At 60.7% G+C, this 24138-nt stretch carries 24 protein-coding genes; 11 read left to right on the forward strand and 13 right to left on the reverse strand.

Annotated elements, in window-relative coordinates; translation table 11 throughout:
- The first annotated feature begins 29 nt into the window (after positions 1–29).
- Both KCX59_RS11980 and KCX59_RS11985 read left to right on the forward strand, forming a co-directional pair.
- The gene (locus KCX59_RS11980) at positions 30–1688 is read left to right on the forward strand and encodes an amidohydrolase (RefSeq protein ID WP_179016581.1); all 1659 of its coding nucleotides are present in this window, start codon (positions 30–32) and stop codon (positions 1686–1688) included.
- A 426-nt stretch (positions 1689–2114) separates the two neighbouring features.
- Positions 2115–2858 carry a polyprenol monophosphomannose synthase gene (locus tag KCX59_RS11985; RefSeq protein WP_091470758.1) on the forward strand — a complete coding sequence of 248 codons (744 nt, stop codon included), beginning with the start codon at positions 2115–2117 and terminating at the stop codon, positions 2856–2858.
- Positions 2859–2942: 84 nt separating this feature from the next.
- Here KCX59_RS11985 and KCX59_RS11990 read toward each other — a convergent pair whose 3' ends face one another.
- The 4 genes from KCX59_RS11990 to KCX59_RS12005 form a co-directional block, all read right to left on the reverse strand.
- Complete coding sequence (locus tag KCX59_RS11990) at positions 2943–3290, reverse strand: RNA polymerase-binding protein RbpA (protein ID WP_011774875.1); 348 nt, start codon at positions 3288–3290, stop codon at positions 2943–2945.
- A gap of 258 nt (positions 3291–3548) precedes the next feature.
- The gene (locus KCX59_RS11995; RefSeq protein WP_179016580.1) at positions 3549–4526 is read right to left on the reverse strand and encodes an SPFH domain-containing protein; all 978 of its coding nucleotides are present in this window, start codon (positions 4524–4526) and stop codon (positions 3549–3551) included.
- A 92-nt stretch (positions 4527–4618) separates the two neighbouring features.
- Entirely contained in the window at positions 4619–5080 is a 462-nt protein-coding gene (locus KCX59_RS12000; RefSeq protein WP_043471323.1) for an NfeD family protein, read from the reverse strand.
- 80 nt (positions 5081–5160) lie between these two features.
- Positions 5161–6003 carry a methyltransferase domain-containing protein gene (locus tag KCX59_RS12005; protein WP_179016579.1) on the reverse strand — a complete coding sequence of 281 codons (843 nt, stop codon included), beginning with the start codon at positions 6001–6003 and terminating at the stop codon, positions 5161–5163.
- A gap of 68 nt (positions 6004–6071) precedes the next feature.
- Between KCX59_RS12005 and KCX59_RS12010 the strand changes: the two genes are divergently transcribed.
- Entirely contained in the window at positions 6072–8093 is a 2022-nt protein-coding gene (locus tag KCX59_RS12010; protein ID WP_179016578.1) for a S9 family peptidase, read from the forward strand.
- 21 nt (positions 8094–8114) lie between these two features.
- Here the strand turns inward: KCX59_RS12010 and KCX59_RS12015 are convergent, their stop codons facing one another.
- The gene (locus KCX59_RS12015; RefSeq protein ID WP_179016577.1) at positions 8115–8789 is read right to left on the reverse strand and encodes a peptide deformylase; all 675 of its coding nucleotides are present in this window, start codon (positions 8787–8789) and stop codon (positions 8115–8117) included.
- A 53-nt stretch (positions 8790–8842) separates the two neighbouring features.
- Between KCX59_RS12015 and KCX59_RS12020 the strand changes: the two genes are divergently transcribed.
- Positions 8843–9250, forward strand: coding sequence for a nuclear transport factor 2 family protein (locus KCX59_RS12020; RefSeq protein ID WP_017200970.1), 408 nt, complete (start codon positions 8843–8845; stop codon positions 9248–9250).
- Between the two features lie 18 nt (positions 9251–9268).
- On the opposite strand, the gene KCX59_RS12025 is transcribed toward KCX59_RS12020, so the two are convergent.
- From KCX59_RS12025 to KCX59_RS12035, 3 genes are read right to left on the reverse strand one after another with little or no spacing between them, the layout of a single operon-like run.
- A complete protein-coding gene (locus KCX59_RS12025) occupies positions 9269–10399 on the reverse strand; it encodes an FAD-dependent oxidoreductase (protein ID WP_179016576.1) in 1131 nt (376 codons plus the stop codon).
- On the reverse strand, positions 10392–11144 hold the full coding sequence (locus KCX59_RS12030) for a class I SAM-dependent methyltransferase (RefSeq protein ID WP_179016575.1): 753 nt from the start codon (positions 11142–11144) through the stop codon (positions 10392–10394). The genes KCX59_RS12025 and KCX59_RS12030 overlap by 8 nt, the downstream gene beginning before the upstream one ends.
- Positions 11141–12277 carry a type III polyketide synthase gene (locus tag KCX59_RS12035; RefSeq protein ID WP_179016574.1) on the reverse strand — a complete coding sequence of 379 codons (1137 nt, stop codon included), beginning with the start codon at positions 12275–12277 and terminating at the stop codon, positions 11141–11143. Before KCX59_RS12035 ends, KCX59_RS12030 begins: the two co-directional genes overlap by 4 nt.
- 131 nt (positions 12278–12408) lie before the next feature.
- Between KCX59_RS12035 and KCX59_RS12040 the strand changes: the two genes are divergently transcribed.
- Positions 12409–14802 (forward strand): ATP-binding cassette domain-containing protein, encoded by a 2394-nt coding sequence (locus KCX59_RS12040; RefSeq protein WP_179016573.1) that lies wholly within the window; start codon positions 12409–12411, stop codon positions 14800–14802.
- 365 nt (positions 14803–15167) lie between these two features.
- Here the strand turns inward: KCX59_RS12040 and KCX59_RS12045 are convergent, their stop codons facing one another.
- From KCX59_RS12045 to KCX59_RS12060, 4 genes are all read right to left on the reverse strand, one after another.
- Positions 15168–15764: a hypothetical protein gene (locus tag KCX59_RS12045; RefSeq protein WP_179016572.1), complete on the reverse strand. Its 597-nt coding sequence runs from the start codon at positions 15762–15764 to the stop codon at positions 15168–15170.
- Between the two features lie 361 nt (positions 15765–16125).
- Positions 16126–16554 (reverse strand): VOC family protein, encoded by a 429-nt coding sequence (locus KCX59_RS12050; protein WP_091467702.1) that lies wholly within the window; start codon positions 16552–16554, stop codon positions 16126–16128.
- Between the two features lie 87 nt (positions 16555–16641).
- Positions 16642–17097 (reverse strand): VOC family protein, encoded by a 456-nt coding sequence (locus KCX59_RS12055; RefSeq protein WP_179016571.1) that lies wholly within the window; start codon positions 17095–17097, stop codon positions 16642–16644.
- Between the two features lie 145 nt (positions 17098–17242).
- Positions 17243–17620, reverse strand: coding sequence for a VOC family protein (locus tag KCX59_RS12060; protein WP_179016637.1), 378 nt, complete (start codon positions 17618–17620; stop codon positions 17243–17245).
- 146 nt (positions 17621–17766) lie between these two features.
- Between KCX59_RS12060 and KCX59_RS12065 the strand changes: the two genes are divergently transcribed.
- Together KCX59_RS12065 and KCX59_RS12070 are read left to right on the forward strand one after the other, a co-directional pair.
- The gene (locus tag KCX59_RS12065; protein ID WP_166660280.1) at positions 17767–18156 is read left to right on the forward strand and encodes a DUF3054 domain-containing protein; all 390 of its coding nucleotides are present in this window, start codon (positions 17767–17769) and stop codon (positions 18154–18156) included.
- Positions 18157–18228: 72 nt separating this feature from the next.
- A complete protein-coding gene (locus KCX59_RS12070) occupies positions 18229–18507 on the forward strand; it encodes an Lrp/AsnC family transcriptional regulator (RefSeq protein ID WP_017197606.1) in 279 nt (92 codons plus the stop codon).
- Between the two features lie 31 nt (positions 18508–18538).
- Here the strand turns inward: KCX59_RS12070 and trpD are convergent, their stop codons facing one another.
- Positions 18539–19597, reverse strand: a complete 1059-nt coding sequence (gene trpD, locus KCX59_RS12075; RefSeq protein ID WP_179016570.1) for an anthranilate phosphoribosyltransferase — start codon at positions 19595–19597, stop codon at positions 18539–18541.
- Between the two features lie 148 nt (positions 19598–19745).
- Here trpD and ctaE point away from each other — a divergent pair, with 148 nt between their 5' ends.
- The 4 genes from ctaE (at position 19746) to qcrB (ending at position 24079) form a co-directional block, all read left to right on the forward strand.
- A complete protein-coding gene (gene ctaE, locus KCX59_RS12080) occupies positions 19746–20384 on the forward strand; it encodes an aa3-type cytochrome oxidase subunit III (protein ID WP_081589141.1) in 639 nt (212 codons plus the stop codon).
- An 88-nt stretch (positions 20385–20472) separates the two neighbouring features.
- The gene (gene qcrC, locus KCX59_RS12085) at positions 20473–21261 is read left to right on the forward strand and encodes a cytochrome bc1 complex diheme cytochrome c subunit (protein ID WP_091467705.1); all 789 of its coding nucleotides are present in this window, start codon (positions 20473–20475) and stop codon (positions 21259–21261) included.
- A 96-nt stretch (positions 21262–21357) separates the two neighbouring features.
- Positions 21358–22428, forward strand: coding sequence for a cytochrome bc1 complex Rieske iron-sulfur subunit (qcrA, locus tag KCX59_RS12090; protein WP_026005323.1), 1071 nt, complete (start codon positions 21358–21360; stop codon positions 22426–22428).
- Positions 22406–24079: a cytochrome bc1 complex cytochrome b subunit gene (qcrB, locus tag KCX59_RS12095; protein WP_178993937.1), complete on the forward strand. Its 1674-nt coding sequence runs from the start codon at positions 22406–22408 to the stop codon at positions 24077–24079. Before qcrA ends, qcrB begins: the two co-directional genes overlap by 23 nt.
- The last annotated feature ends 59 nt before the right edge of the window (positions 24080–24138 follow it).

A 24138-nucleotide genomic window follows, 5' to 3' on the forward strand; every position in this document is an offset into this window, starting at 1 on the left:
ATGTTTTCAACGCTCGAGGAGCACAACGCATGAATCAGCCAGGCGTGCCAGCCGGCCAGGACCGCACCGCGAAGGACCGCAAGGTCACGATGTACCGCAACGGTTCGATCTATACCGCCGCAGATCCTTTTGCCACCGCGCTGGTGGTGGACGGGGATACCGTTGCTTGGGTCGGCTCCGAACAGGCTGCCACATCGATAGTTGACTCATCCATGGAGGTCATTGACCTCCGCGGAGCCCTCCTGGCGCCGGGATTCGTGGACTCCCATGCACACCTGACGGAGTCAGGCCTTGCCCTGTCCGGACTGCAGCTCAACGGCGTACGTTCGGCCAAGGAACTACTCGACGCCGTTGCCTCCGCCAGCGGCTCGGGCACAGTCCTGGGCCACGGTTGGGATGAAACGACGTGGCACGACTCCACGCTCCCCACCTCGGAGGAAATTGACAGGGCGTCTGCCGGGCGGGCTGTCTACCTGTCACGCATCGACGTCCACTCCGCCCTGGTTTCGTCGTCGTTGGCCGCGGCCGCAGGGCTGGATGGCCTCGATGGTTTCTCCGGCACCGCCCGCGTTGTTCGTGCGGCACATACGGCCGCCCGGCTGACTGCACGGAAGTTCCCGGAACACGAACGGCGCGGATACCAGGAGTCAGCCCTGCAGGAGGCCGCTTCGCACGGATATGTCGCCTTGGCCGAGATGTCCGCACCGCATATTTGCGGGGCCGAGGACCTCAGGATGGCCATGTCCTGGAACGAACACGGGAACCGGCCGGAGGTACTTGCCTATTGGGGCGAGTTGGCTACCTCGGAGGATCACGCCCAAGCTATTCTTGACGGTTTAGGCGCGAGGGTCCTGGGCCTTGCCGGCGACCTCAATATTGACGGTTCAATCGGCTCCCGCACAGCGGCCCTCGTGGATGACTATTCCGATGCACCGGGCCAACGCGGCAGTTTGTACCTGTCAGTGGCCGATGCCACCAAACACCTTGTGGCCACGTCCCTCCTGGGAGTTCAGGCTGGGTTTCATGTCATAGGTGACGCCGGGCTGGGGGCGGTGCTGGAAGCATTGGACGCAGCGGCTGACGAGGTGGGCGAACAGCGCCTCCGGGCAGCCGGCCATCGGCTGGAACACGTGGAGATGGCTGACCAGTCCGCCATCGACCGGCTGGCCAAGTACTCAGTGTCAGTCAGCGTGCAGCCCGGTTTCGATGCTGCGTGGGGTCAACCAGGCGGGCTCTACGAACAGCGCCTGGGTGGCCGCAGCCAAACGATGAACCCCTTTGCTTCCTTCTACGCAAGCGGCGTCCCTATCGCTTTCGGCAGTGACAGCCCTGTCACCCCTCTCCGCCCGTGGTCGAGCGTACGAGCCTGCCTGGAGCACAGCAACCCGGAGCAAAGGATCTCGGCTCGTGCCGCATTCTTAGGCCATACACGGGCGGGGTGGCGGGCTACCAAACACCGGAACCCGCTGATGGGCCAATTGGTCCCGGGCGCGCCGGCCAGTTTCGCTGTGTGGGAAGTGGACGAACTGATGGTCCAAGTGGCTGATAGCCGCGTTCAGTCCTGGAGCACTGATCCACGGGCACGGACGCCCCTTTTGCCGGCCCTGGACACCGGCGGCGACCCCCGTTGCCTTCAGACAGTGCGCGAGGGTCGAGAGTTGTTCGCCCACGAGTCGCTGAGGGTGTGAGGCAGGATTTTGCCGCTGCCGTGCGGCGCCTGAACTGGGGCAATGAACGAAGCCGCAGGTCATAGGCTGATTGACAGCTTAGGGTGAGTCCGTAGCATTGAGGCTCAACGGACAATCAACGCAGGGGCTGCGGCCGTGGCGTGGTGGTCCGGTCGTGGCCGGAGCGTGTTCATGGTGGCGGCAGATGAGTGGGCAGGTCCACAGCGACCCGGAAAACAGTTCGTTGGCGATTCCAATCGCTCAGCGCCACTGGTCCCGGGCTTGTGGACCTGCCCATCAATGTCCTGCCAGTACCCGGACCATGTGTCCGGGACCACAACCGCCAAATGAATCCTTGCCGTCGTCCTATAATGGAGAGTTGCGCCAGAACGCCAGCCGCCAGGCTGCTCCGGCACACTGACCGCTCCATCAAGGAAAGGCCTCTTCTTGCGTGTCCTGACGATCATTCCCACCTACAACGAGCTGGAATCGCTCCCCGTGACACTGGGACGGCTGCGCGCAGCAGTACCCGACTCCGATGTCCTGGTGGTCGACGACAACAGCCCTGACGGCACGGGAAAGCTTGCCGACGGCTTCGCGGCAGAGGACAGCCAGGTGCATGTCCTGCATCGCAAGGGCAAAGAAGGCCTTGGGGCCGCCTACATCGCCGGCTTCAAGTGGGGACTGGCTGCAGGCTATGACGTCCTGGTTGAAATGGACGCCGACGGTTCGCATAAGCCGGAGCAACTGCCGCTTCTGCTCGACGCCGTCAAGGAGGGTGCAGACCTCGCCATGGGGTCCCGGTGGGTTCCCGGTGGCAGCGTGGTTAACTGGCCGCTCTACCGCCAGGCAATCTCCCGCATCGGCAGCACCTACGCCCGCATCATGCTCGGCGTCAAGATCAAGGACGTCACAGGAGGCTACCGGGCATTCCGCCGCAGCACGCTGGAGGCGCTCAACTTGGACGAAGTGGAGTCGGTTGGCTACGGCTTCCAGGTTGACCTCGCATGGCGCGTGGCCAAGCTTGGCCTGCGCATCGAGGAGCGTCCCATCACTTTCGTCGAACGTGAGCTCGGGGCATCGAAGATGAGCGGCAACATCGTCGTGGAAGCCATGATCAACGTCACCAAATGGGGACTGGCAGCACGTTGGGAAAAACTCACCCGCAAGTCGCCCGCCGTGGCAAAGTAGCTCGTACCTTTCCAACCAGAAAGGCCGGGTCCGGTTCCCAAGAGGAACCGGACCCGGCCTTTGTCTTTAAATCAGCAACCGATTTTATGCGGAGCGGCGCTCTCCACGGCGCTCACGCAGGATGTTCAGACGATCCTCGAGGATCTGCTCGAGCTCGGGAAGGCTGCGGCGCTCCAGCAGCATGTCCCAGTGGGTGCGGACGGCTTTCTCATTGGCGTCCACAGGTCGCTCGCCATCAACCAGCAGTGCTTCCTTGCCGGTCTTGGAAACCCATACGGGGGGAATCTCCGCTTCGGAGGAGAAGGTCACGAAGACCTGCTCGCCATCCTCGCAACGGTACTCGACCCGCTGGCGCGGTGCCGGTTCAACGCCGGATTCTGTTTCCATGCTTTGGGCGCCAAGACGCATACCCCGCAGGCTGCGATCGCTCATGATTACTCCCTCTGTCTGTTCGCGGAGCAGGAACTCCGCGCTAGCCGTAAGCCGTTTTCACGATCCTTACGGACTACTTCTGCACACCTTGCATCACTAATTGCAACGCCTGGCCAAGCTTTAATGTTCCATCCACGCTGAACCAGCCGGACAAATATCCCATTATACGCGGTTCAGCGCCCACTACTCAAAAGGAACCCACAGACAACGAGCGGTCAGCCTGAAGGGCTGACCGCTCGTTGACCCTGCGACAGTGGATTATTCCGCTGGCCGAGACTGCGGGGCTGCTGCTGCCGGCTCTGAAGCCCTGGACTGTTCATTGTTTCCGAAGAGACCAACGGGGGAGTCACCGTTGTTGCCTCCAAGGGCGCCGCCGATACCCTTGAGCGCCTCGCCGACTTCACTCGGGATGATCCAGAGCTTGTTCGAGCTTCCCTCGGCGATCTTGGGGAGTGTCTGCAAGTACTGGTACGCAAGGAGCTTCTGGTCCGGGTTGCCCTTGTGAATGGCGTCGAAGACCTTCTGGATGGCTTGGGCTTCACCGTCTGCCCTGAGGATGGCCGCCTTCGCGTCACCTTCAGCCGCGAGGATGGCTGCCTGCCGTTGCCCTTCGGCGGTGAGAATCTGCGACTGCTTGGTGCCTTCAGCCGTCAGGATCGCAGCACGGCGGTCCCGCTCTGCGCGCATCTGCTTCTCCATCGAGTCTTGAATGGAGTGGGGCGGATCAATCGCCTTCAGCTCGACGCGGGACACGCGGATTCCCCAGCGGCCCGTAGCTTCGTCCAAGACACCACGCAGCTGGCCATTGATCTGGTCGCGGGACGTCAAGGCTTCTTCGAGGTTGAGCCCGCCCACCACGTTACGAAGTGTGGTGGTGGTCAACTGCTCCACGGCCTGGATGTAGTTGGCGATCTCGTAGGTTGCCGCCCGGGGATCAGTGACTTGGAAGTAGACAACGGTGTCGATCGAGACCACCAGGTTGTCCTCGGTAATGACCGGCTGAGGCGGGAACGACACCACCTGTTCACGCAGGTCAAGCAACGGCAGCAGCCGGTCGACGAACGGGATCAGGATGGTTAGTCCCGGGTTGAGCGTCCGCTGATACTTGCCGAGGCGTTCAACGACGCCGGCACGTGCCTGCGGGATGATCCTTACCGAACGGACCAACACGATGATGACAAAAATGACGAGAACAATCAGCACAATTGCCGCTGCTGTTCCTCCTAAGCCGTCCATACATCTCCTTCATTCCCCAATTGCGTGGTTTGATGCGACTGGACCCGGGCAGGCTGCCCGGATCGGCAACCGCTGAAATTCAAAGGGCGCGCCTAGCGCGGGCTGTTCTCGGCAGGCGAGGCTACTACCGCCGTCGCGCCGTCGATCCTGGTGACCTGGACCGTCGAACCGGCGTCGAGAACACCGGCCGTGCTGCGGGCGCTCCACACGTCTCCGCCGATCTTCACCAGTCCGCTGGTTCCGCTCACGGCTTCAATGACCAGAGCGGACTGACCGATGAGCCGGTCGATATTGCTGCGCTGTTCCGCCGGTCCCTTGTGAAGGTGCTTCATTGCTACGGGCCGGACAAAGACAATCATCAGGAGGGAGACCACTGAGAAGATCACGATTTGGAGCCAGAAATCGGCCCCCGCAAAGTCTGCGATCAGCCCGGCAAGGGCACCGCCGCCCAGCATGATGAAGAAGAGGTCGAGGGTAAGCATCTCCACCACTGCGAACGCGAGGAAGACCGTGAGCCAGAGGGCCCACCAATTCTCGCCGAGCCATTCAAACATCATTTCCCCCTTGGTCCCGGATCCCGCGAGCGGGATCACAGTCACTGTTCCTCCATCCTAGCCCGACGTTCCGTCCCACGTCAGGAGACGACGAATTCGCTGATCCGGAACTTCGCTGTGGTTGCCACGGAACCTTCCAAGGTTGCCAATTCGGCCAACTCCCCACGCTTCAGATGGTGCCCGGCCGGACCCATATAGGCCAGGTCAGCTACCTCCTGGCCACTCAGCAGCAAGGGAAGGTCCAGGCTTTGGCTGGTGCCAGAGTCAAAATAGCCCTTCATGGATTCTGCCAGCCGCTCATCCTTGCCCTCTTCAATGCCAAGCATCCCTGTCCGGGCTGCGATCTCAGCGAGGTGGCCTGGCCTGGGTGTCACAACAATCAACGAGCCCCCGGGGCGCAGCACACGGGCAAACTCGGCGGGGTTTCGCGGGGCAAAGACCACCGTGACCACGTCCGCAGTGTTATCCGCCATGGGCAGCGGACGCCAAATGTCCCAAACAAGGTTGGCGGCCTGCGGATTGAGCCGGGCGGCGCGCCTCAGTGCGAACTTGGAAATGTCCACACCGATTCCCGTCGCCCCTGACATCTGAAGGACTGCGGCCAGGTAGTGCCCGGTCCCGGTTCCGGCGTCCAGAACCAGCGCGTCGGGACGTTGAAGTGGTCCGGCGGCGGCCTGGGCAAGGGCTCGGGCAAGACCGGAATAGTGTCCGGCCTCCAGGAACCTGTGACGAGCTGCCACCATGTCCGCAGAATCGGCTTCGAAGACCGTGCCTTTGCCTGTCAGCAGGTTGAAGTAGCCCTGTTTAGCGGCGTCGAACAGGTGTCCGGCCTCACAAGCGAGAGTCCGCTGCCGGCCTTCCCTGAGCTGGAACGTCCCTTGGCAAACAGGACAGCGGAGGGCAGCAACAGCGTGGGACAACATGGCTTCAATCCTACGGCGGACGGAGTGTCTGGTGCCGGGCGTGGAACCGCCGGGCTAGGCTCACCAACGTGAAACCCGAGCAATTGCATCTGCTGAACACCGTGTCCGCCCCGGCAATCCACCCCGACGGCAGCAAGGCGGTGGTTTCCGTCGTGAGGCCGGACTTTGATGCTGACAGCTATGTCGGCCAGCTGTGGAGCATTCCTTTGGATACCACCAAGTATCCGCGACGCATCACACGCGGCTTCCGGGACAGTGCCCCGGCTTTCTCTCCCGACGGCCTGGTATTGGCGTTCCTCAGGAGCGACCCGGATGGCAAGCCGCAACTATTCGTCGTGGAGGCCGCGGGCGGCGAGCCCCAACGGATCACGGACCAGCAGGCCGGCGTGGGTGGGTTCGTGTGGGCGCCGGATTCCCACCGCATCGCGTTCGAGGCCCGCGTGCCCGAGCAAGGCCGTTACGGAACGGTGGATGGGGTCCCATCCGGCGGTGAAGATGCCCGCCTGATCACCACCAACCAATACAGGATGAATGGCCTCGGATATACGGCAGACCAGCGTCAGCAGCTGTTTGTGGTTGAAGTCCCGGAGCTGGGCGGCGAACCGGTGGTTGTTCCGCGCGGGAGGGCCGCCCATGAACAGCCGACGCGGACGGTTACGGGGGTTCCTGCTGCACAGCAGGTCACGTTCGGCGACTCGGACCACGAGTCGCCGTGCTTTTCAGCTGACGGCTCCCACCTGTACTTCGTTGCCGCCCTCCATGAAGGGCACGACGACGACCTGGTCACCTCCGTCTATCGGATGGGCGCCGGCGGCGGCCGGCCGACCGTCGTCGAACCTTCCAACAAGACGTTGCAGACTGTCACTGCTGTCCGTGCCTCCACGGACGGCCGTTGGCTGTTTTACGTGGCCCAGAACTTAGGACACACCGGCAAGGACTTTGTGGCTCGGAATTCTGTTCTGTACGTCATGCCCATCGCAGGGGGAGAGGCTGCGGCGCTGACCGACGAGGAACATTTGGACGTGTCCGGTCCGCTGGAACCCAGCGGACCAGCCAGTGTGCTGGTGCTGAACACAGCGTTGGGAAGTGTCGAACTGCTGGACGTCACGGCGGAAGGTGGGATCACACCCCTGGTCCACGGTGCCCGGGTAGTTGTTGGGGCGACGGTGGCTGCCAACGGGGAAATTGCCGTAAGTTTCTCCGATTCCTCAACCGTGGGAGATGTCGCGTCACTTGAACGGGGAGAGATCCGCCTCCTCACGGACTTCTCCGCCATCCTGCGCAACAACTCCCGTGTAACGGAACCTCTGGACTTCGACGCCGAATCCACCGACGGACACCCCCTTCATGGTTGGGTCGTCTTGCCTGATGGCCCAGGCCCACACCCGGTCCTACTCACCATCCATGGCGGCCCCTTCTCCCAGTACACAGGCGCATTCTTCGATGAGGCGCAGGTTTACGCCGCTGCAGGGTACGCAGTTGTCATGTGCAATCCACGAGGATCCGCCGGCTACGGCCAAGCCCATGGGCGCGCCATCAAGGATCGTATGGGGACGCTGGATATGCAGGACGTGCTTGCGTTCCTCGACTCAGCGTTGGCCTCCTTTGACGCCTTGGATAAAGACCGGGTGGGGATCATGGGGGGTTCCTATGGTGGCTACCTGACCGCCTGGACCATCGCCCACGATCACAGGTTCAAGGGTGCGATTGTGGAGCGCGGCTTCCTGGACCCGGTCAGCTTTTCGGGTTCCGCTGACATCGGTTGGTTCTTCGGGGCCGAATACACCGGAGGGACACCGGAACAGATGACGGCCCAAAGTCCCATGGCCGTAGTTTCGCGTGTCGACACACCTACCCTGGTGATTCACAGCGAGAACGATCTACGGTGCCCCATCGAACAGGGTCAGCGGTACTACGCACATTTGAAGGCCCAGGGCGTGGACACTTCCCTGCTGATCTTTCCTGGGGAAGACCACGAGTTATCACGGTCCGGGACGCCACATCACCGGAGGCAGCGCTTTGACCACATTCTCCGTTGGTGGGCGCAGTACCTTCCAACAGACACCAATCAACCGGAGGACCAGCCGTAGCCGTACTGGCCGGATTCTACGTCAGCGAAGGAATCCCAGAGCCCGGCGGGCCTCGTCAATCTCCGGCGCGAACCACCGGGCCGAGTGTTCAGCATTGCTGGAAAGGGAGCGCAGTTCGGCCCGGTCCAGATACAGGATGCCGTGGAGATGGTCCGTTTCGTGTTGCACAATGCGGGCCTGCCACCCCGAGAACCACTCTTCCACGGGTTCGCCCGCGGGACTTGTGTAACGCAACTCGACGTTCCGGTGTCGTGTCACAACAGCCTGATACCCGCTGACGGAGAGGCACCCTTCATAAAACGAGGCCGTCTCAGTACCGAGTGGACGGTACTCCGGGTTGATGACCGCGAAAAATTCCAGCTGTTCCCTGTGACGCACTGCGACAGACTCCGGGTCCACCTCATATTTGTCTTCAAGGACGGCCAGCTGCAGGGGGATGCCCAGCTGTGGGGCGGCCAGTCCAACGCCCGGGGCGTCATGCATGACGTCCCTCATTCGTTCGATGAAAGCGGCCAACTCGGCATCATCAACCTGGCCGTCATACGGGGCCGCCAACTGCCGCAGTACGGGGTGCCCGGCCTGCACAATGGTCGGGAGCCCGTCTGCATCAAGCAACCGTCGGACAGCGTCACGTATCCGGGTGGGGTTGTAGTCCGTGGCGGGGCTCGTGGCCTCAGGATGAGGTTGGTGCGTCATACAGTGAGCCTAACGCGATGAGGGCATTCGCGAGTGTGGGCTAGGCTCGACGAATGATCGATTCCACCCCTTTGGATTGTGTACTCGGGTTTGTTCGAACGGTTGAAGCCGGTGGCGGGGCTGCCGAACTGCGGCCTTTCCTGGCCGACGATTTCAAGCTCACGGAGTGGCCGCACGCCCTGTCCAAAACGGGTTCCACCCGGAACTTGGCAGAAACGTTGGCTGGCGCCGACCATAGCAAGGACATCGTCTCCGATCAGCGTTTTGAGGTGGTCCGCACAACAAGCCAGGACAACCGGGTGGTGCTGGAGATGAACTGGTCAGCCACGCTGCTTCTTGACCTGCCGCACTGGGACCGCGGCGATACCATCCGAGCAAGGAGCACAGCGGTCTTCGAGTTGCGGGATGGCCTGATCATCAGCCAGGACACGTACGACTGCTACTACACGACGCCGGAATAGCCCGCGCCCCGGAAATACCTAACGCATGGTGAAGCGACGCTCCACCAGTTCTGAAATTGCCGGTACAGCCAAGGCGCTTGCGAAGAGCATGTTCCTTGCTGACATGGCGGGAGGCGGCAGCGGTCTGCCCAGTGCCATGTTGAGCCCTGCCTGACGTGAAGCGCGAAGCGCCGCTTTCCTGCGTAACTTCTCGAAATTCACCACATCGCGTCCTACGTTGGCGCCCCGCAGGGATGCATCCATGATGGGGGCCAGAGCTGCAGCATCCAACCAGCCAAGGTTCATTCCCTGCCCTCCGATGGGGCTGATTTCGTGCGCCGCATCCCCAAGAAACACCACCCTGCCGTGAACCATGCGCTGAGTCAGCCGCGACCGTACTTCAAAAGCACTTAGCATCGAGTTGCCGGCTATGTCCAGCACCTCACCGGTCCTGGCTGTGATCAGCCCGGCGAGCCCCACCGGCGTCGGGTTCCTGTGCGGTGCGCCCAGCCTGACAACCCATCTGCGGACACCTCCTGGCAGGGGAAAAGACTCCACGATTCCTTCGGGTTCCAGGTACAAGACGGCGTCGGAGGCATGCCCGGTGTCATCCGGGAAGTCGCCCATGATGTAACAGTCCGGATAGCTGCGGGCGGGCACACCCGGCAGGTAGCGTCGACGGATGGTTGAATGCGCTCCGTCGGCGGCTATCACCAAACGGGCTCCCACCTGCAAACTGCCGGAAGGCGAATCTGCGCGGACTCGCAAGGTACTCCCGGTGGCGTCAATCTCCTGGACGTCGGCACCCCGGACGACCGCATCGGCATCCAGTTCCTTTACCGCCAACTCCAGGACTTCCTCGGTGATCATTTGCGGAACGGCAAGGATGAAGGGAAAGGCAGCGTCGCCGTCGAACGCTAGCTCGGCCACCCGCCGTCGCCGGCTGTACGCCACACCCCGCCTAATGTGGATCCCGGCAGTTACCAAAGGGTCGGCGACTCCCGCGCGTGCCAGCTCCGCCAATGCCGGAGGGTGGATTCCGATGGCCCTCGAACTGTTACTCCTGTTGCTCCGGCGCTCCAGTATGCGGACCTGGTGCCCCCGCTGGAGCAACAGAACCCCCATGAACAGGCCTACTGGCCCCGCACCGACAATCACGACGTCAGGCACGGTCCTCCAATGGGTGCCCGGCATCAGCTTGGGGAAATTTACGAACCGGACCTTCATGAAAGAGGAGATGGTGCCACGGCCCGTTTCGTTGCACAGACCATGAGGATGGAACAACGGCTTTCAGTTCCGCCGCGGTGTAACTGCGCCTGATGGACGTCAAACCATCCCCGCAAATATAGGAGCCGACGCCCAACGGCCAAAAGCCCGCCAGGAACAACAGGTACGCGATGTTGCTGCGAGTGAGGTCGTTATGGAGGCAAAGCCTCCGGCTTAGCAACTCCGAATCGTGGAGGACTGCCGCAAGCTGCCCGGGATCCAGGTGGTGAAGGATGTGGTTGGAGATGACGACGTCGAATTTCCGCCCTTCAGCGACCAGCTGGGAGCTGTGAGCCTTACGGTAGCTGACACCTTCCACGCGAGGCGCTTTGGAGGCGAAGGCAAAGGCTCTCTCATCCGGGTCAATCGCTGTCACGGTGAGCCTGAAGCCATCCCGCCGGGCCCACCGCGCAAGGCTCCGAGCCACATCACCGCTGCCACCTCCGATGTCCAGCACGGACGCCGAACCATTGGCTACCAACAGCGGACGGAGTCGTCGACGATACGTCCCGCGCCACCCCGATAACAGCCTGTTCACCACAGGAAAACGAGCGTAAGTCCTGTTAAGGCGCCTGGGATCGCAGTCAGCTTTGTCCATCTCCTCGACGGCGTGCAGGTCCCTTTCATGGAGGGATCCCCAAGGCCTCACAGGGCAGGGGAGACCAGCGTAAAAAGTCCCGTCTCCACCGTCAGGCCGGGGCCGAACGCCATTGAACAGATACGCTCCTCACGTTCACTGACCGGCTGATCCAGCATGTACTTCAGGACGAACAACACAGTAGCGCTGCTCATATTCCCGTATTCCCTCAGTGTTTCCCGCGCCGGAACCAACTGCTCTTGGGTGAGTTCCAACTTCGACTCAACCTTGTCCAGGATGCTGCGGCCGCCGGGATGGATGGCCCAGTGGGTAATGTCGCGGTAGGGGAGGGCCGCCACTGAAGGATCCTTGGCGAGCAACGGCGCCAGGGCACCGGTGATGTGTTCCTCGATAATGTGGGGGACGTATGAGCCCAGGACCATTTCAAATCCTTCGTCGCCGATGTTCCAGGCCATCGCTTCCTCGCCCACAGGCGTCAGGACCGTCTCAAAGTGGTCCAGCCGGATGGCCGGCTCGGGTCCCTGCAGTTCCCGCGCAGTTACGACGGCGGCCGCCGCACCGTCGCCGAATATCGCGGACCCCATGATCGTGTCCGGGTCGTTTGAGGTCCGCACGTGCAACGAGCAGAGTTCAACACAAATCACCAGCACAACCGCAGTGGGGTCGGCAAGGCAGAACTGCTTGGCTGCCTTGAGCGCGGGGAAAGCTGCATAGCAGCCCATGAAGCCAAGGTGGTAGCGCTGGACGGCGGGGTTGAGCCCCAGAGCCCTGACCACCTTGTAGTCCGGACCGGGATTGAAGAATCCTGTGCAGGACACGGTAATGACGTGCGTGATGTCATCCAGGTCGATCCCCGGCGCCTGAGCCACTGCGGCTTTGCCGGCCTCCACGAACAGTTTGGTGGCTTCAGTTGCAAAGATCTCATTGCGCACTTTCGTACTGGGGCTCAGGACCCGATTGGTTTCGGGATCGAAAAACTGCGGATTCTCAGGATGTGCGTCAAGGCTGAGCTCTGCTACAGCGGTGTACCGGGTATCTATGGCAGCTGAGTCGAAACAAGTGCTCACGAGGCGCGTTCCCAGACTTGTAAGCCCGGGTTGGGATGCGAAAACGTCACGGGCTTGCTGCTGGACAAGGATGGTTTGCGGAACGGCGGTTTCAAGGGACCTCATGTATACCGGCATGCTTCATTCTTAGCGAGTAAACCGAGGAAGACAATGGCAGAATCAAACGTACTGACCGTTGCCGGTCAGAGAGAGCCAGGCGACGCCGACGGGGGACTGTTGGGCAGCGCCGCCTAACAGATGGAGAAATCATGACTATTGCCACGAGCACGGACACGCAATCTCCCGGGTCCCATGTTGCGGACACCCACGATTTGATCCGGGTCCAGGGTGCACGTGAAAACAACCTGAAGGACATCAGCATCGAGATCCCGAAGCGCCGGCTCACGGTGTTCACGGGCGTCTCCGGCTCCGGGAAGAGTTCACTTGTCTTCGCGACCATCGCCGCAGAGTCGCAGCGCATGATCAACGAAACCTATAGCGCCTTTGTACAGGGCTTCATGCCGTCCCTGGCGCGGCCCGACGTCGACGTGCTTGAAGGCTTGACGACAGCGATCATCGTGGACCAGGAGCGAATGGGCTCCAACCCGCGCTCGACCGTGGGTACCGCCACGGACGCAAATGCCATGCTGCGGATTTTGTTCAGCCGCCTTGGCCAGCCCCACATTGGTTCGCCCAACGCCTACTCATTCAACGTGCCCACGGTAAAGGCCAGCGGCGCTATCACAGTGGAACGCGGAGAAGGCAAAACAAAGACCGAGAAGGCCACGTTCAATCGCTTGGGCGGCATGTGTTCACGCTGTGAGGGCATGGGCTCGGTCAACGACTTTGATCTCACGGCTCTCTACGACGACACCAAATCCTTGAGCGAAGGCGCCCTCACCATCCCCGGCTACACCATGGATGGCTGGTATGGACGCATCTTCAGCGGCTCAGGGTTCTTCAACATGGACAAGCCCATCGCAAAGTTCACCAAGAAGGAACTTCACGACCTCCTCTACCGTGAGCCCACCAAAATCAAAGTGGAGGGGATAAACCTCACCTACGAAGGCGTGATTCCCAAGATCCAGAAGTCGATGCTCAGCAAGGATGTAGACGCCTTGCAGCCGCACATCCGCGCCTTCGTGGAGCGTGCCATAACCTTCACCACATGTCCCGAATGCGAAGGCACAAGGTTGAGCCCCGAGGCAAGGTCCTCCAAAATCAAGGGCAAGAGCATCGCTGACGTGTGCACCATGCAAATCAGCGACCTCGCAGACTGGGTTCGCGAACTTGATGAGCCCTCCGTAGCTCCTCTGCTCAAGGGCCTCCAGCACCTCCTTGATTCTTTCGCCGGAATCGGATTGGGTTACCTATCCCTTGACCGACCCGCGGGAACGTTGTCCGGGGGAGAGGCCCAGCGGACAAAGATGATCCGGCACTTGGGGTCGTCCCTCACGGATATTACTTACGTCTTTGACGAACCAACCATTGGCCTGCACCCACACGACATCGAGCGAATGAACCAGTTGCTGCTGCAGCTTCGCGATAAGGGCAACACGGTGCTGGTGGTGGAACACAAGCCGGAAACCATCGCGATCGCTGATCACGTGGTTGACCTGGGTCCCGGCGCCGGGACCGGAGGCGGCACGGTTTGCTTCGAGGGCGACCTTGAGGGATTGCGGGGGAGCGACACCATCACCGGGCGCCACTTGGATGATCGGGCGTCCATCAAGGACAGTGTGCGTTCCGCCTCCGGTCATTTGGAAATCCGGGGGGCCTCAACAAACAACCTCAAGAACGTCGACGTCGACATCCCCCTTGGCGTTCTCTGCGTCCTCACCGGGGTGGCCGGGTCCGGCAAGAGTTCGCTGATTCACGGCTCCGTAGCCAAGCGAGATGGTGTCCTGGTGATTGATCAGGGCGCCATCCGCGGATCCCGCAGAAGCAACCCCGCCACGTATACAGGCCTGCTGGAACCCATCCGTAAGGCTTTTGCCAAGGCCAACGGTGTCAAGCCGGCACTGTTTAGTTCGAACTCCGAGGGCGCGTGCCCAACGTGTAACGGAGCGGGTGTGATTTACACGGACCTGGGTGTGATGGCCACCGTTGAGTCACCCTGTGAAGAGTGTGAAGGAAAGCGCTTTCAGGCATCTGTGCTGGAGTACCGGCTGGGTGGACGCAATATTGCAGAGGTGCTTGCAATGTCTGTGGATGAGGCTGAAGTGTTCTTCAGTGAGGGCGAAGCCCGGACCCCGGCTGCCCACAAGGTTCTCGATCGCCTTGCCGATGTTGGCCTTGGCTACCTAACGCTGGGGCAGCCACTCACCACATTGTCCGGTGGTGAGCGCCAGCGGCTCAAGCTGGCAACGCAGATGTCCGAAAAGGGAGACATTTACATCCTGGACGAACCGACTACCGGCTTGCACCTGGCTGATGTCCAAAACCTGCTGGGCATGCTGGATCGTCTCGTTGAGTCCGGAAAATCGGTGATTGTCATCGAACACCACCAAGCTGTCATGGCACATGCTGACTGGATCATTGATCTTGGACCAGGCGCCGGACACGACGGCGGCAAGATCGTTTTCGCAGGAACGCCGGCTGAGCTCGTGACGGATAAGCCAACGCTAACGGGCAAGCATCTGGCTGCTTACGTCTCGGTGTAACGCGTCCATTGGTGTGGTCGCTCTGGACGCATTCGAAGCGACCACACCAACCAGCCCTAGCCGCTTCCAGGGACACTCCAATAACGCCGATAATCTACATTATGTAAAGTAACGAAGTGATTGACACTCCCCAGGGCGAAACGAACCCGGCACGACTCTGGGCAGACCGCGCATACAGGAAGCAATCGGGCCGCTACTGGACTACCAATTCAAGTCAATTATTCAGAGAATTCAACGGAATTTTCAGAACTAAGAATTGACGACCGCCCTGCCACCTCTGAGTACCCAGCCAAACTCGCGGGTTGCAACAAAACAGGGTGGGTGTTCCCTCAAAGAGACACCCACCCTGCCTTTATGGATAATGTCTAATCGGACGGCGTGGCGCCAGAGCGTCGGCGTGCAATCACTACCGATGCGGCGCCCGCTGCCAGGACGCCTGCTCCAGCCAGCCCCCAAACAATGAGGCCGGGATCAGTAGCCAACTTCTCCGGCCCTACTGCTGCACGAGCGTCCGTGACGCTGGAGACAGCAACGAAATCGGAATCACGGTTGCCACCCCCCTTACCGTTGCCGTTGTTTCCGCGTCCGTGGTTGCCGTTGTTTACAGCCACCCGCGCAGAGCGAGTAACTCCGGACTCTGAACCAACGGCTGTGATCATGAAGCTTCCGGCGTCTTCGAAGGTGACGCTCGTAGTGATGGCGCCATCACCGTTGGCGATAACGCTGAAGTTCGCTGGAGCGCTCCCCTGTGGTCCACCCCTCTTCTCGAAATTGATGCTGACGGTTTCGCCTGGGAGGTATCCGCTGGCGGAGAAGGTGATGGTTTCACCGCGGTCAATCGTGCCGTCGGAGACGGTTCCTTGCTCATTGCCTGGTGCCGGGTAGGTGCTGGCTACGGCTGGTGCAATACCAGCGAACATGACGGTTCCCGCAACCATAAGAGTTGTGATGGTCTTTTTCATTTGTTTCCCTTGAGATCAATGAGTAAATCTACGTAAATGACGGTCTAACCGCTACGTAAATAACTTGTGGAACCCCCATATGCAATAGCAAGCGAAACGTTATCACGCAGATGTGGCCGCGACAAGGCAGGATTGAATGATTACAAATCCTTAACCAGCCGTTTACTTGACACAAGTATCTCACTTTCTTCATTTCTCATACAGTATTTGTGACAACATCAACAGGCTCTGTGACAAGCAGGCGAGCTCCAGCCGTGTGCTCAATCGGGGGGGAACCAAAAAGGATGCCCATCCGGCAATCCGGATAGGCATCCCTGTTGTTGTCCTAAGCCGCCGGGCTTCCGGCCGGCCACGAGCAGAGTTATTGGGCCTGCTGTGCTCCTGCAATGTTGACCAGCCAGCCGATGCCGAACTTGTCTACGCACATTCCGAAGGTGTCACCCCAAGGCGCCATCTCCAGCGGGACTGTCACGGTGCCGCCGTCGATCAGCTTGTCCCAGTACCCGCGGAGCTCCGCTTCATCCGCCGAGTCTCCACTCAAGGAGACCGAAATGTTGTCACCAGGGTTGTACTCCATTCCGGTGGGCGTGTCGGCAGCCATCAACGTCAATCCGCCTGGAGTTTCCAGCATGGCATGCATGACCTTGTTGGCTTCCGCTGGATCTTCGCTGGCCTGGTAGTCGCCGAAGGTGCTGATGTTTAGTTCGCCGCCAAAGACGGATTCGTAGAAAGTGATTGCATCGCGCGCGTTATCGCGAAATGAAATGTACGGGTTGAGGCGGGTCGTCATTGGTCAGTTCTCCTCATTGTTGTGATAGTCACACGTCATCGTGCGGCAATGCTAACAGTGCCAACCGGCGCCTGTCCCCCATAGCGTTTAGTCGCCGTCGTACGCCCTTTGCAGAACATTGATGTCAAGCTTTCGCATCTTCATCATGGCCTCGAGGGCACGCTGTGAACCTTCGGGATCGGGGCCCGCCAACAGTCCGTTCATCGCTGTGGGAACGATCTGCCACGACAGGCCGAACTTGTCCTTTAGCCATCCGCATTGGCTCTCCTGACCGCCGACAAGCAGGGCGTCCCAGTATTTGTCCACCTCCTCTTGAGAATCGCAATTGACCACCAGCGACACAGCCTCATTGAACGAGAATGCCGGTCCCCCGTTGAGGCCCGTGAACTGTCTGCCCTCGATCTCGAACTCAACAGTGAGCGCCTCTCCATCGGGCCCCAGCATGGTTTGTCCCATGGATGAATGATCGAAAGTCGATGTGTAGAACCCGGCGGCTTCAGCCGCTTGCCCGTCGAACCATAAACAAGTGGAAATCTTCTGCATCCGCTGCTCCTCCAGGGACGCGTCGAGAACAGCCTGTCCCCGTCCGAGGCTAGTACCGTGAGATCGCCCACACAACGCCCGACGGCGAAAAGGGCTTTTGCTGACCCGGCACCAGGCGCCGTGGTGATGGAGCGGTCACTGCTAGTCAGTCCCCCGACACGCGTATCCGACTCACCAGGCCCACAGTGTTGGCCTCACTGTCCTCGATGAAGGCCATCCACTCTTCCGAGCCGGCGGGTCCCAAAGTGCTGTCTTCATGCATATGGATCACGTGCGGCGCGGTGATGATGCGCACTCCCCTGCGCCGAAGATCTGCCACGGTTCCTTCAAGATCTGCCACCTCGAAGTAAACGAGCGCCGACGGTGCACCTTTCTCCAACAGGAGCCGAACCCCGTCGACATCAAAGAACAGGAGGCCGGGCGGATCGAAGATGGCGCTCGGTTCGGCGTCCAACAGCACTGTATAGAAAGCCGCTGCCCTTTGAAGATCTTCGGCATGCTGGGCCACTTGGACAAATCGCACGGCATCCTCCAAAACTGCGCTGCCACAAATCTGCGGTGCCACGTGGGCACCTGCCCTCATGGTGACGGCCCATCGGACCACACGCAAGGGCTGTGGCCCAGGAGCCGGCTTCGCGCATGAAGGAAGGCCCGGATATTGTCAGCAGTATGTCTTCACCATCTCGACTGTGGATTCCCGCAGCTATTGCCGACCTTCTGCTGATTCTTGTCTTCGCCGCGATCGGCCGCGACGCACACGCCCGCGGAGACATCATTTCGGGAGCCTTCGCCACAGCATGGCCGTTCCTGGCCGGAGCGGCAATTGCGTGGGTGGTCACTCGCGCGTGGCGTGCACCCTTGGCTGTATGGCCATCCGGGGTGAGCATCTGGATCGGTGCGGTGCTGGTGGGAATGTTATTGAGGGCTGTCACTGGCCAAACCGTCGTATTGCCTTTTGTCCTCGTGGCGCTGATCAGCCTCGGCGTATTCCTTCTCGGGTACCGGGTCCTTGCGACGCTGCTACTGCGGGCGTCGCGTAAGCGGCAACGCCGGGCGTGATCAAGCCACGCCCAGCGGGAATGCACTAGGCTGGAAACCGTCCGCAACGATGCATTTCCGGAAAGGCCCCACGTGATCACCGCTTTCGTCCTGATCAAAACCGATGCCTCACGCATACCGGAGACCGCCGAACAGATCTCGGCCATTCAGGGCATCAGTGAGGTCTACTCCGTCACCGGCGAATGGGATCTCATCGCGGTGGCAAGGGTGACCAAGCACGACGAACTAGCCGACGTGATCGCCGATCGCCTGTCAAAGGTTGCTTCAGTGGTCCACACCACCACCCACATCGCTTTTCGGGCCTACTCACAGCACGACCTTGATGCAGCTTTCGCGCTCGGATTCGAGTAACAACTCCGAATAACGGCGGGGCCGCCCATCGTCAGCTTTGGCTGAGGGCTATCCACTTAGCGAGTACTTCGGCGGCCTTACCGGAGTCAACGGACTCTGCTGCTCTTGCAAAAGCGGTGCGCATCCGCTCCTCAAGGCTTCCGTCGGCGTCGAGGTCGAATGACACCAGTCCAGCCGCGGCGTTCAGCAGAACGGCATCACGCACCGGCCCCGTCTTACCTTCCAGGATTTCGCGCACTACTGCCGCATTGGCAGCGGCATCCCCACCGCGAAGGTCCGCAACGGTCGAGGGGCGGATCCCCAGGTCTTCAGGAGAAAACACCTGTTCCCTGACTGCTCCGCTCCTGATCTCCCAGACGGTGGAGGGGCCCGTGGGGGTCAATTCATCCAGTCCATCGTCACCACGGAACACCAGGCCCCGGCTGCCTCGGCGGGCCAGAACTCCTGCCACCAACGGCGCCATGCGGGCATTCGCTACGCCCACGGCGGAGGCTTGCACGTGCGCAGGATTGGTCATCGGCCCCAGGAAATTGAAGGCCGTGGGTACAGCCAGTTCGCGTCGCGGAACAGCTGTATGCCGGAACGACGGGTGGAAGACCTGGGCAAAACAAAAAGTGATTCCCGCCTCTTCGGCGTTCCGCGCCACCTGCTCGATCGAAAGATCCAAGCGGACGCCCAAGGCTTCCAGAACGTCGGCCGATCCTGATGTGGACGACGCAGCCCGATTGCCGTGCTTCACCACCTTGGCCCCGGCTCCAGCGGCCACGAGCGCGGCCATGGTGGAGATGTTCACGGTGTTCAACCGGTCCCCGCCGGTTCCTACGATGTCCAGCTTCTCACCGGAAATATCGATCGGATTGGCGTGCTGGACCATGGCCGCAACCAAGCCGGCCAATTCTTCCACCGTCTCTCCCTTGGCACGAAGCGCAACAAGGAAGCCGGCGATCTGAGCGGGAGTCGCTTCACCGGACATGATCGTGTTCATGGCCCACTCTGTGTTGCCCACTGCAAGGTCGTCGCCGTTGATCAGTGCAGAGATGAGCCCTGGCCAGGTATTACTGGCTGCAGGTGCCGATGCCGGAGAAGTCACTCCCTGATGCTATCGAGCCAGCCACGCCGATGACCAATGTGAACGAGGCCGGGAACTTTTCCGCGCGAATTCGCGTCTTTGTAGAAAAAGTCTCCCGAATCGGTGGTTTGCATTGGGAAGTCTGGACTTTTACAGACATAATGTCCTTGTGACATCTGCGACCCATGCCCCCAGTACCCCGGCGCACCCGACGCTGAACCGCCCCAACCTGGTTTCTGTTGGAACCGTTGTTTGGCTGTCCAGTGAGTTGATGTTCTTCGCCGGCCTCTTTGCCATGTACTTCACCCTGCGCTCCACATCAGGAACGATGTGGGCCGAGGAGACGGCCAAGCTCAACTTCCCGTTTGCGCTCGTCAACACCATCGTCCTTGTGGCAAGTTCCTTTACTTGCCAGATGGGCGTCTTTGCCGCCGAGCGGCTCGAGCCGCGCCGCACCGGTGGGCTCCTGCAGTTCACGCGTTGGGGCATGACCGAATGGTTCTCCCTCACGTTCGTCATGGGTGCCTTCTTCGTAGCCGGCCAGACCATGGAATACGCCATGCTCGTTTCCGAGCATGTATCCCTGTCGTCCAACGCTTACGGCTCCGCCTTCTACATGACCACGGGCTTCCACGGTCTCCACGTCATCGGCGGCCTGATCGCATTCCTGTTCATCATCGGCCGCGCGTTCGCAGCCAAGAAGTTCGGACACTTTGAAGCGACGTCGGCGATCGTCACCTCGTACTACTGGCACTTCGTTGACGTTGTGTGGATCGGCCTCTTCCTGGTCATCTACGTTCTGAAGTAAGCCCGGCTTTGACTCTTTTTCTACAAGAGGCAGAATTTCAAGAAGCGGCTCTCGGAGCCGACGCAGGATCGAATAAAGGAACCACCACGTGAAGGCACTCTCGCAGAAGCGACGTCACCCACTGGCAGCCATTGCGCTGTTGCTGATGGGCCTCCTCCTCACTGGTGGGCTGTACGCCGTTGCCACAACTGTCAACCAGGCCAAGGCCAGCACCACAAGCTTCAGCGCAAGTGACGTAGAAGAAGGCGGCAAGCTCTTTGCCGCTAACTGCGCCACCTGCCACGGCATGGGTGCAAGCGGAACCCAGGACGGCCCCTCGCTGGTCGGCGTGGGTGCTGCTGCAGTTGACTTCCAGGTTGGCACCGGCCGCATGCCCATGCAGATGAGCGGACCGCAGGCCCAGCAGAAGCCCGCCCAGTTCAATGCGGAACAGACCAAGCAGCTCTCTGCTTACGTTGCATCCCTCGGTGCAGGTCCCGCTATTCCCGAACAGAACCTCCTCGACGGGAAGGGAGACGCAGCCAACGGTGGCGAACTCTTCCGTGTCAACTGCGCCATGTGCCACAACGCCGCTGCTGCCGGTGGCGCCCTGACCCGCGGCAAGTTTGCCCCGGCCTTGGCAGGTGTGAGCGCTGAGCACATTTACGAAGCCATGGTTACCGGTCCCCAGAACATGCCCGTCTTCAGTGACTCCAACGTCACCCCTGAGGACAAGCGCGACATCATCACCTTCCTGAAGACCATCGAAGCCAACGGGTCCCCCGGTGGCGCAGACCTGGGCGCACTTGGCCCGGTATCTGAAGGTCTGTTTGTTTGGGTTGCCGGCTTGGGTGTCATCATCGCATTCACGATCTGGTTGACGTCCCGCACGTCCTAACCCGGACACGACAAAACTTCTGCTGCACGGTCAGCAGTTTGAAACTGAAAATAACTCGGCCCCGGCCGAGACAACGAGAGAAGGATGAGGCGAATTATGGGCAACCATAGTGACGGCAGTCCGAACCACTCGGGCACCGTAGCTACGGCTGGTCAGAATGAGGTGGAGAAGTTCCAGGATCCTGGACTGCCTCCGCATCGTTTGCGCCTGGCTGACACGGACCCGGTAGCCGCAAAGCGCGCCGAGCGTCAGGTAGCCATTCTGTTTGGCACCTCTGTAATCGGTACGCTGGTGTTCCTGGTGGCATACTTTGCCATCGACTTGGGCGACGATACCTCTATTGCAACCATCCGTACCCAGAACCTCCTTCTGGGACTCGGTACTGCGTTCGCAATGCTGGGAATCGGCACCGGAATCGTGCACTGGGCCAAGGCCCTGATGCCCGATCACGAAGTGTCCGAAGAGCGCCACGCTATCCGTACTGAAGAAGATCGCCAGGCAGCAGTCCGTATTGTCGATGACATCGTCGACGAGACCGGCATCAAGCGTCGCCCGCTGATCCGCAACACCCTTCTTGGTGCCGTTGCACTTGCTCCCCTGCCTGCCCTCGCCATCTTCGGCGATCTGGGTCCGCGGCCGGACAACGCTTTGGCACACACCATGTGGGCGCCTGAAGGCGACAAGCTCAAGCGACTGACCCGCGACCCTGATGGCACCCCCATCAAGGCTTCGGATGTCACCATCGGTTCGGCTTTCCACGTGATCCCCGAAGGGCTCAACGAACTCCACGAAGGCAAGCTGAACGAGAAGGCAAAAGCCGTCGTTCTCCTGATGCGCCTGGACCCGGATTCGTTGAACCCCTCCGAGGGCCGCGAAGACTGGAGCTACAACGGCATCGTTGCTTACTCCAAGATCTGCACGCACGTCGGTTGCCCGGTTGCTCTCTACGAGCAGCAGACGCACCACCTCCTGTGCCCCTGCCACCAGTCCACCTTTGACCTCACGCAGGAATGCAAGGTCATCTTCGGACCGGCAAGCCGCCCGCTCCCCCAACTGCCCATCGCAGTTGATGCAGAGGGCTACCTCGTCGCAACCAGCGACTTCAGAGAACCTGTAGGACCGAGTTACTGGGAGCGTGACGAGCATGAGCGCCTCATCAACAGCTGAAGCCCCCTTCGTTCCGAAGACCAAGGTTGGTAGTTTCACCAACTTCGTGGACGAGCGTGTTGGCGGCTCCGGCATCCTGCGCGAGTTCGGCCGGAAGGTCTTCCCCGACCACTGGTCGTTCATGTTCGGTGAGGTGGCGCTGTACTCCTTCGTCATATTGCTGATGTCAGGTACCTTCCTGACCTTCTTCTTCGACCCGTCCATGGCGGAAACCCACTACCAGGGTTCCTACACGCCGCTGTACAACGTCGAAATGTCGGTTGCCTACAGCTCGTCACTGAACATTTCGTTTGACGTTCGTGGCGGTCTGTTCATGCGCCAGGTTCACCACTGGGCAGCGCTGTTGTTCGTAGCGTCCCTCGGTGTGCACATGCTGCGCGTCTTCTTCACGGGCGCTTTCCGCAAGCCCCGCGAAATGAACTGGGTAGTGGGCGGCGTGCTGCTCATCCTGGCAATGGCTGCCGGCTTCACCGGCTACTCCCTCCCCGATGACCTGCTGTCCGGCAACGGCCTGCGCATCATCGACGGCGTGATCAAGTCCATTCCAGTCATCGGAACGTACACCTCGTTCTTCCTCTTCGGCGGAGAGTTCCCGGGTACGGCCATCATCGGCCGTCTGTACGTCCTGCACATCCTCCTGGTGCCGGCGCTCATCCTCCTGATGATTGTCATCCACCTCTTCATGGTGGTCGTGCACAAGCACACCCAGTACCCCGGCCCGGGACGCAATGACGGCAACGTCGTCGGCTACCCCCTCGGCCCGGTATACGCCGCAAAGGCTGGTGGATTCTTCTTCATCGTCTTCGGCGTCCTGGCGCTCATGGCGGCAGCGTTCACGATCAACCCGATCTGGAACTACGGCCCCTACGATCCCTCCCCGGTTTCGGCCGGTACCCAGCCTGACTGGTACATCGGTTTCGTTGACGGAGCCCTGCGTCTTATGCCGGGTGTCATCAACGACTTCCACTTCGAGTGGGTCATCTTCGGATACACCCTGACCCTAAACGTCCTGCTTCCCGCGCTCGTACCGGCCGGCATCATCTTCACTGTGCTGTTCATGTACCCGTGGATCGAGCGGTGGGTCACCAAGGACAACCGCGAACACCACGTCCTGGACCGCCCGCGCAACGCTCCTACCCGTACTGCCATCGGTGTTGCAGGCTTCACTTGGTACTGCGTGATGTGGGCGGCTGCTGGCTCCGACCTGATCGCAACACACTTCCACGTGTCGTTGAACGATGTCACTTACTGGCTGCGGACACTGTTCTTCATTGGCCCTGTCATCGCCTTCATCGTGACCAAGCGCGTAGCACTGGCCCTCCAGCGCAAGGACCGCGAAATTGCACTCCATGGTCGCGAGACAGGCCGCATCGTCCGACTCCCCCACGGCGAGTTCATCGAGGTTCACGCCCCGCTGGATGAGTACAAGCGTTACAAGCTCGTCGGGTTCGAATCACCGGCTCCGATCCCGGCCCAGCCGAACGAACACGGCGTAGTCACCCGCAAGGAGAAGCAGCGCGCGGCACTCTCCCGCTGGTTCTTCGAAGACCGTGTTGCCCCGGCAACGCCTGCGGAACTCGAAGCAGCACACGCACATGGCCACCACGAGGCCATCGCAGCTGGTGAAGACCAGAAGAGCCTGAGCCACTAGCGCTTAGCACTCGACATAAGGGAAGGACCCGGTCCACATGGACCGGGTCCTTCCCTTAT

This window comes from Paenarthrobacter nitroguajacolicus (genome assembly GCF_051027655.1).
Taxonomy (GTDB): Bacteria; Actinomycetota; Actinomycetes; order Actinomycetales; family Micrococcaceae; genus Arthrobacter; species Arthrobacter nitroguajacolicus.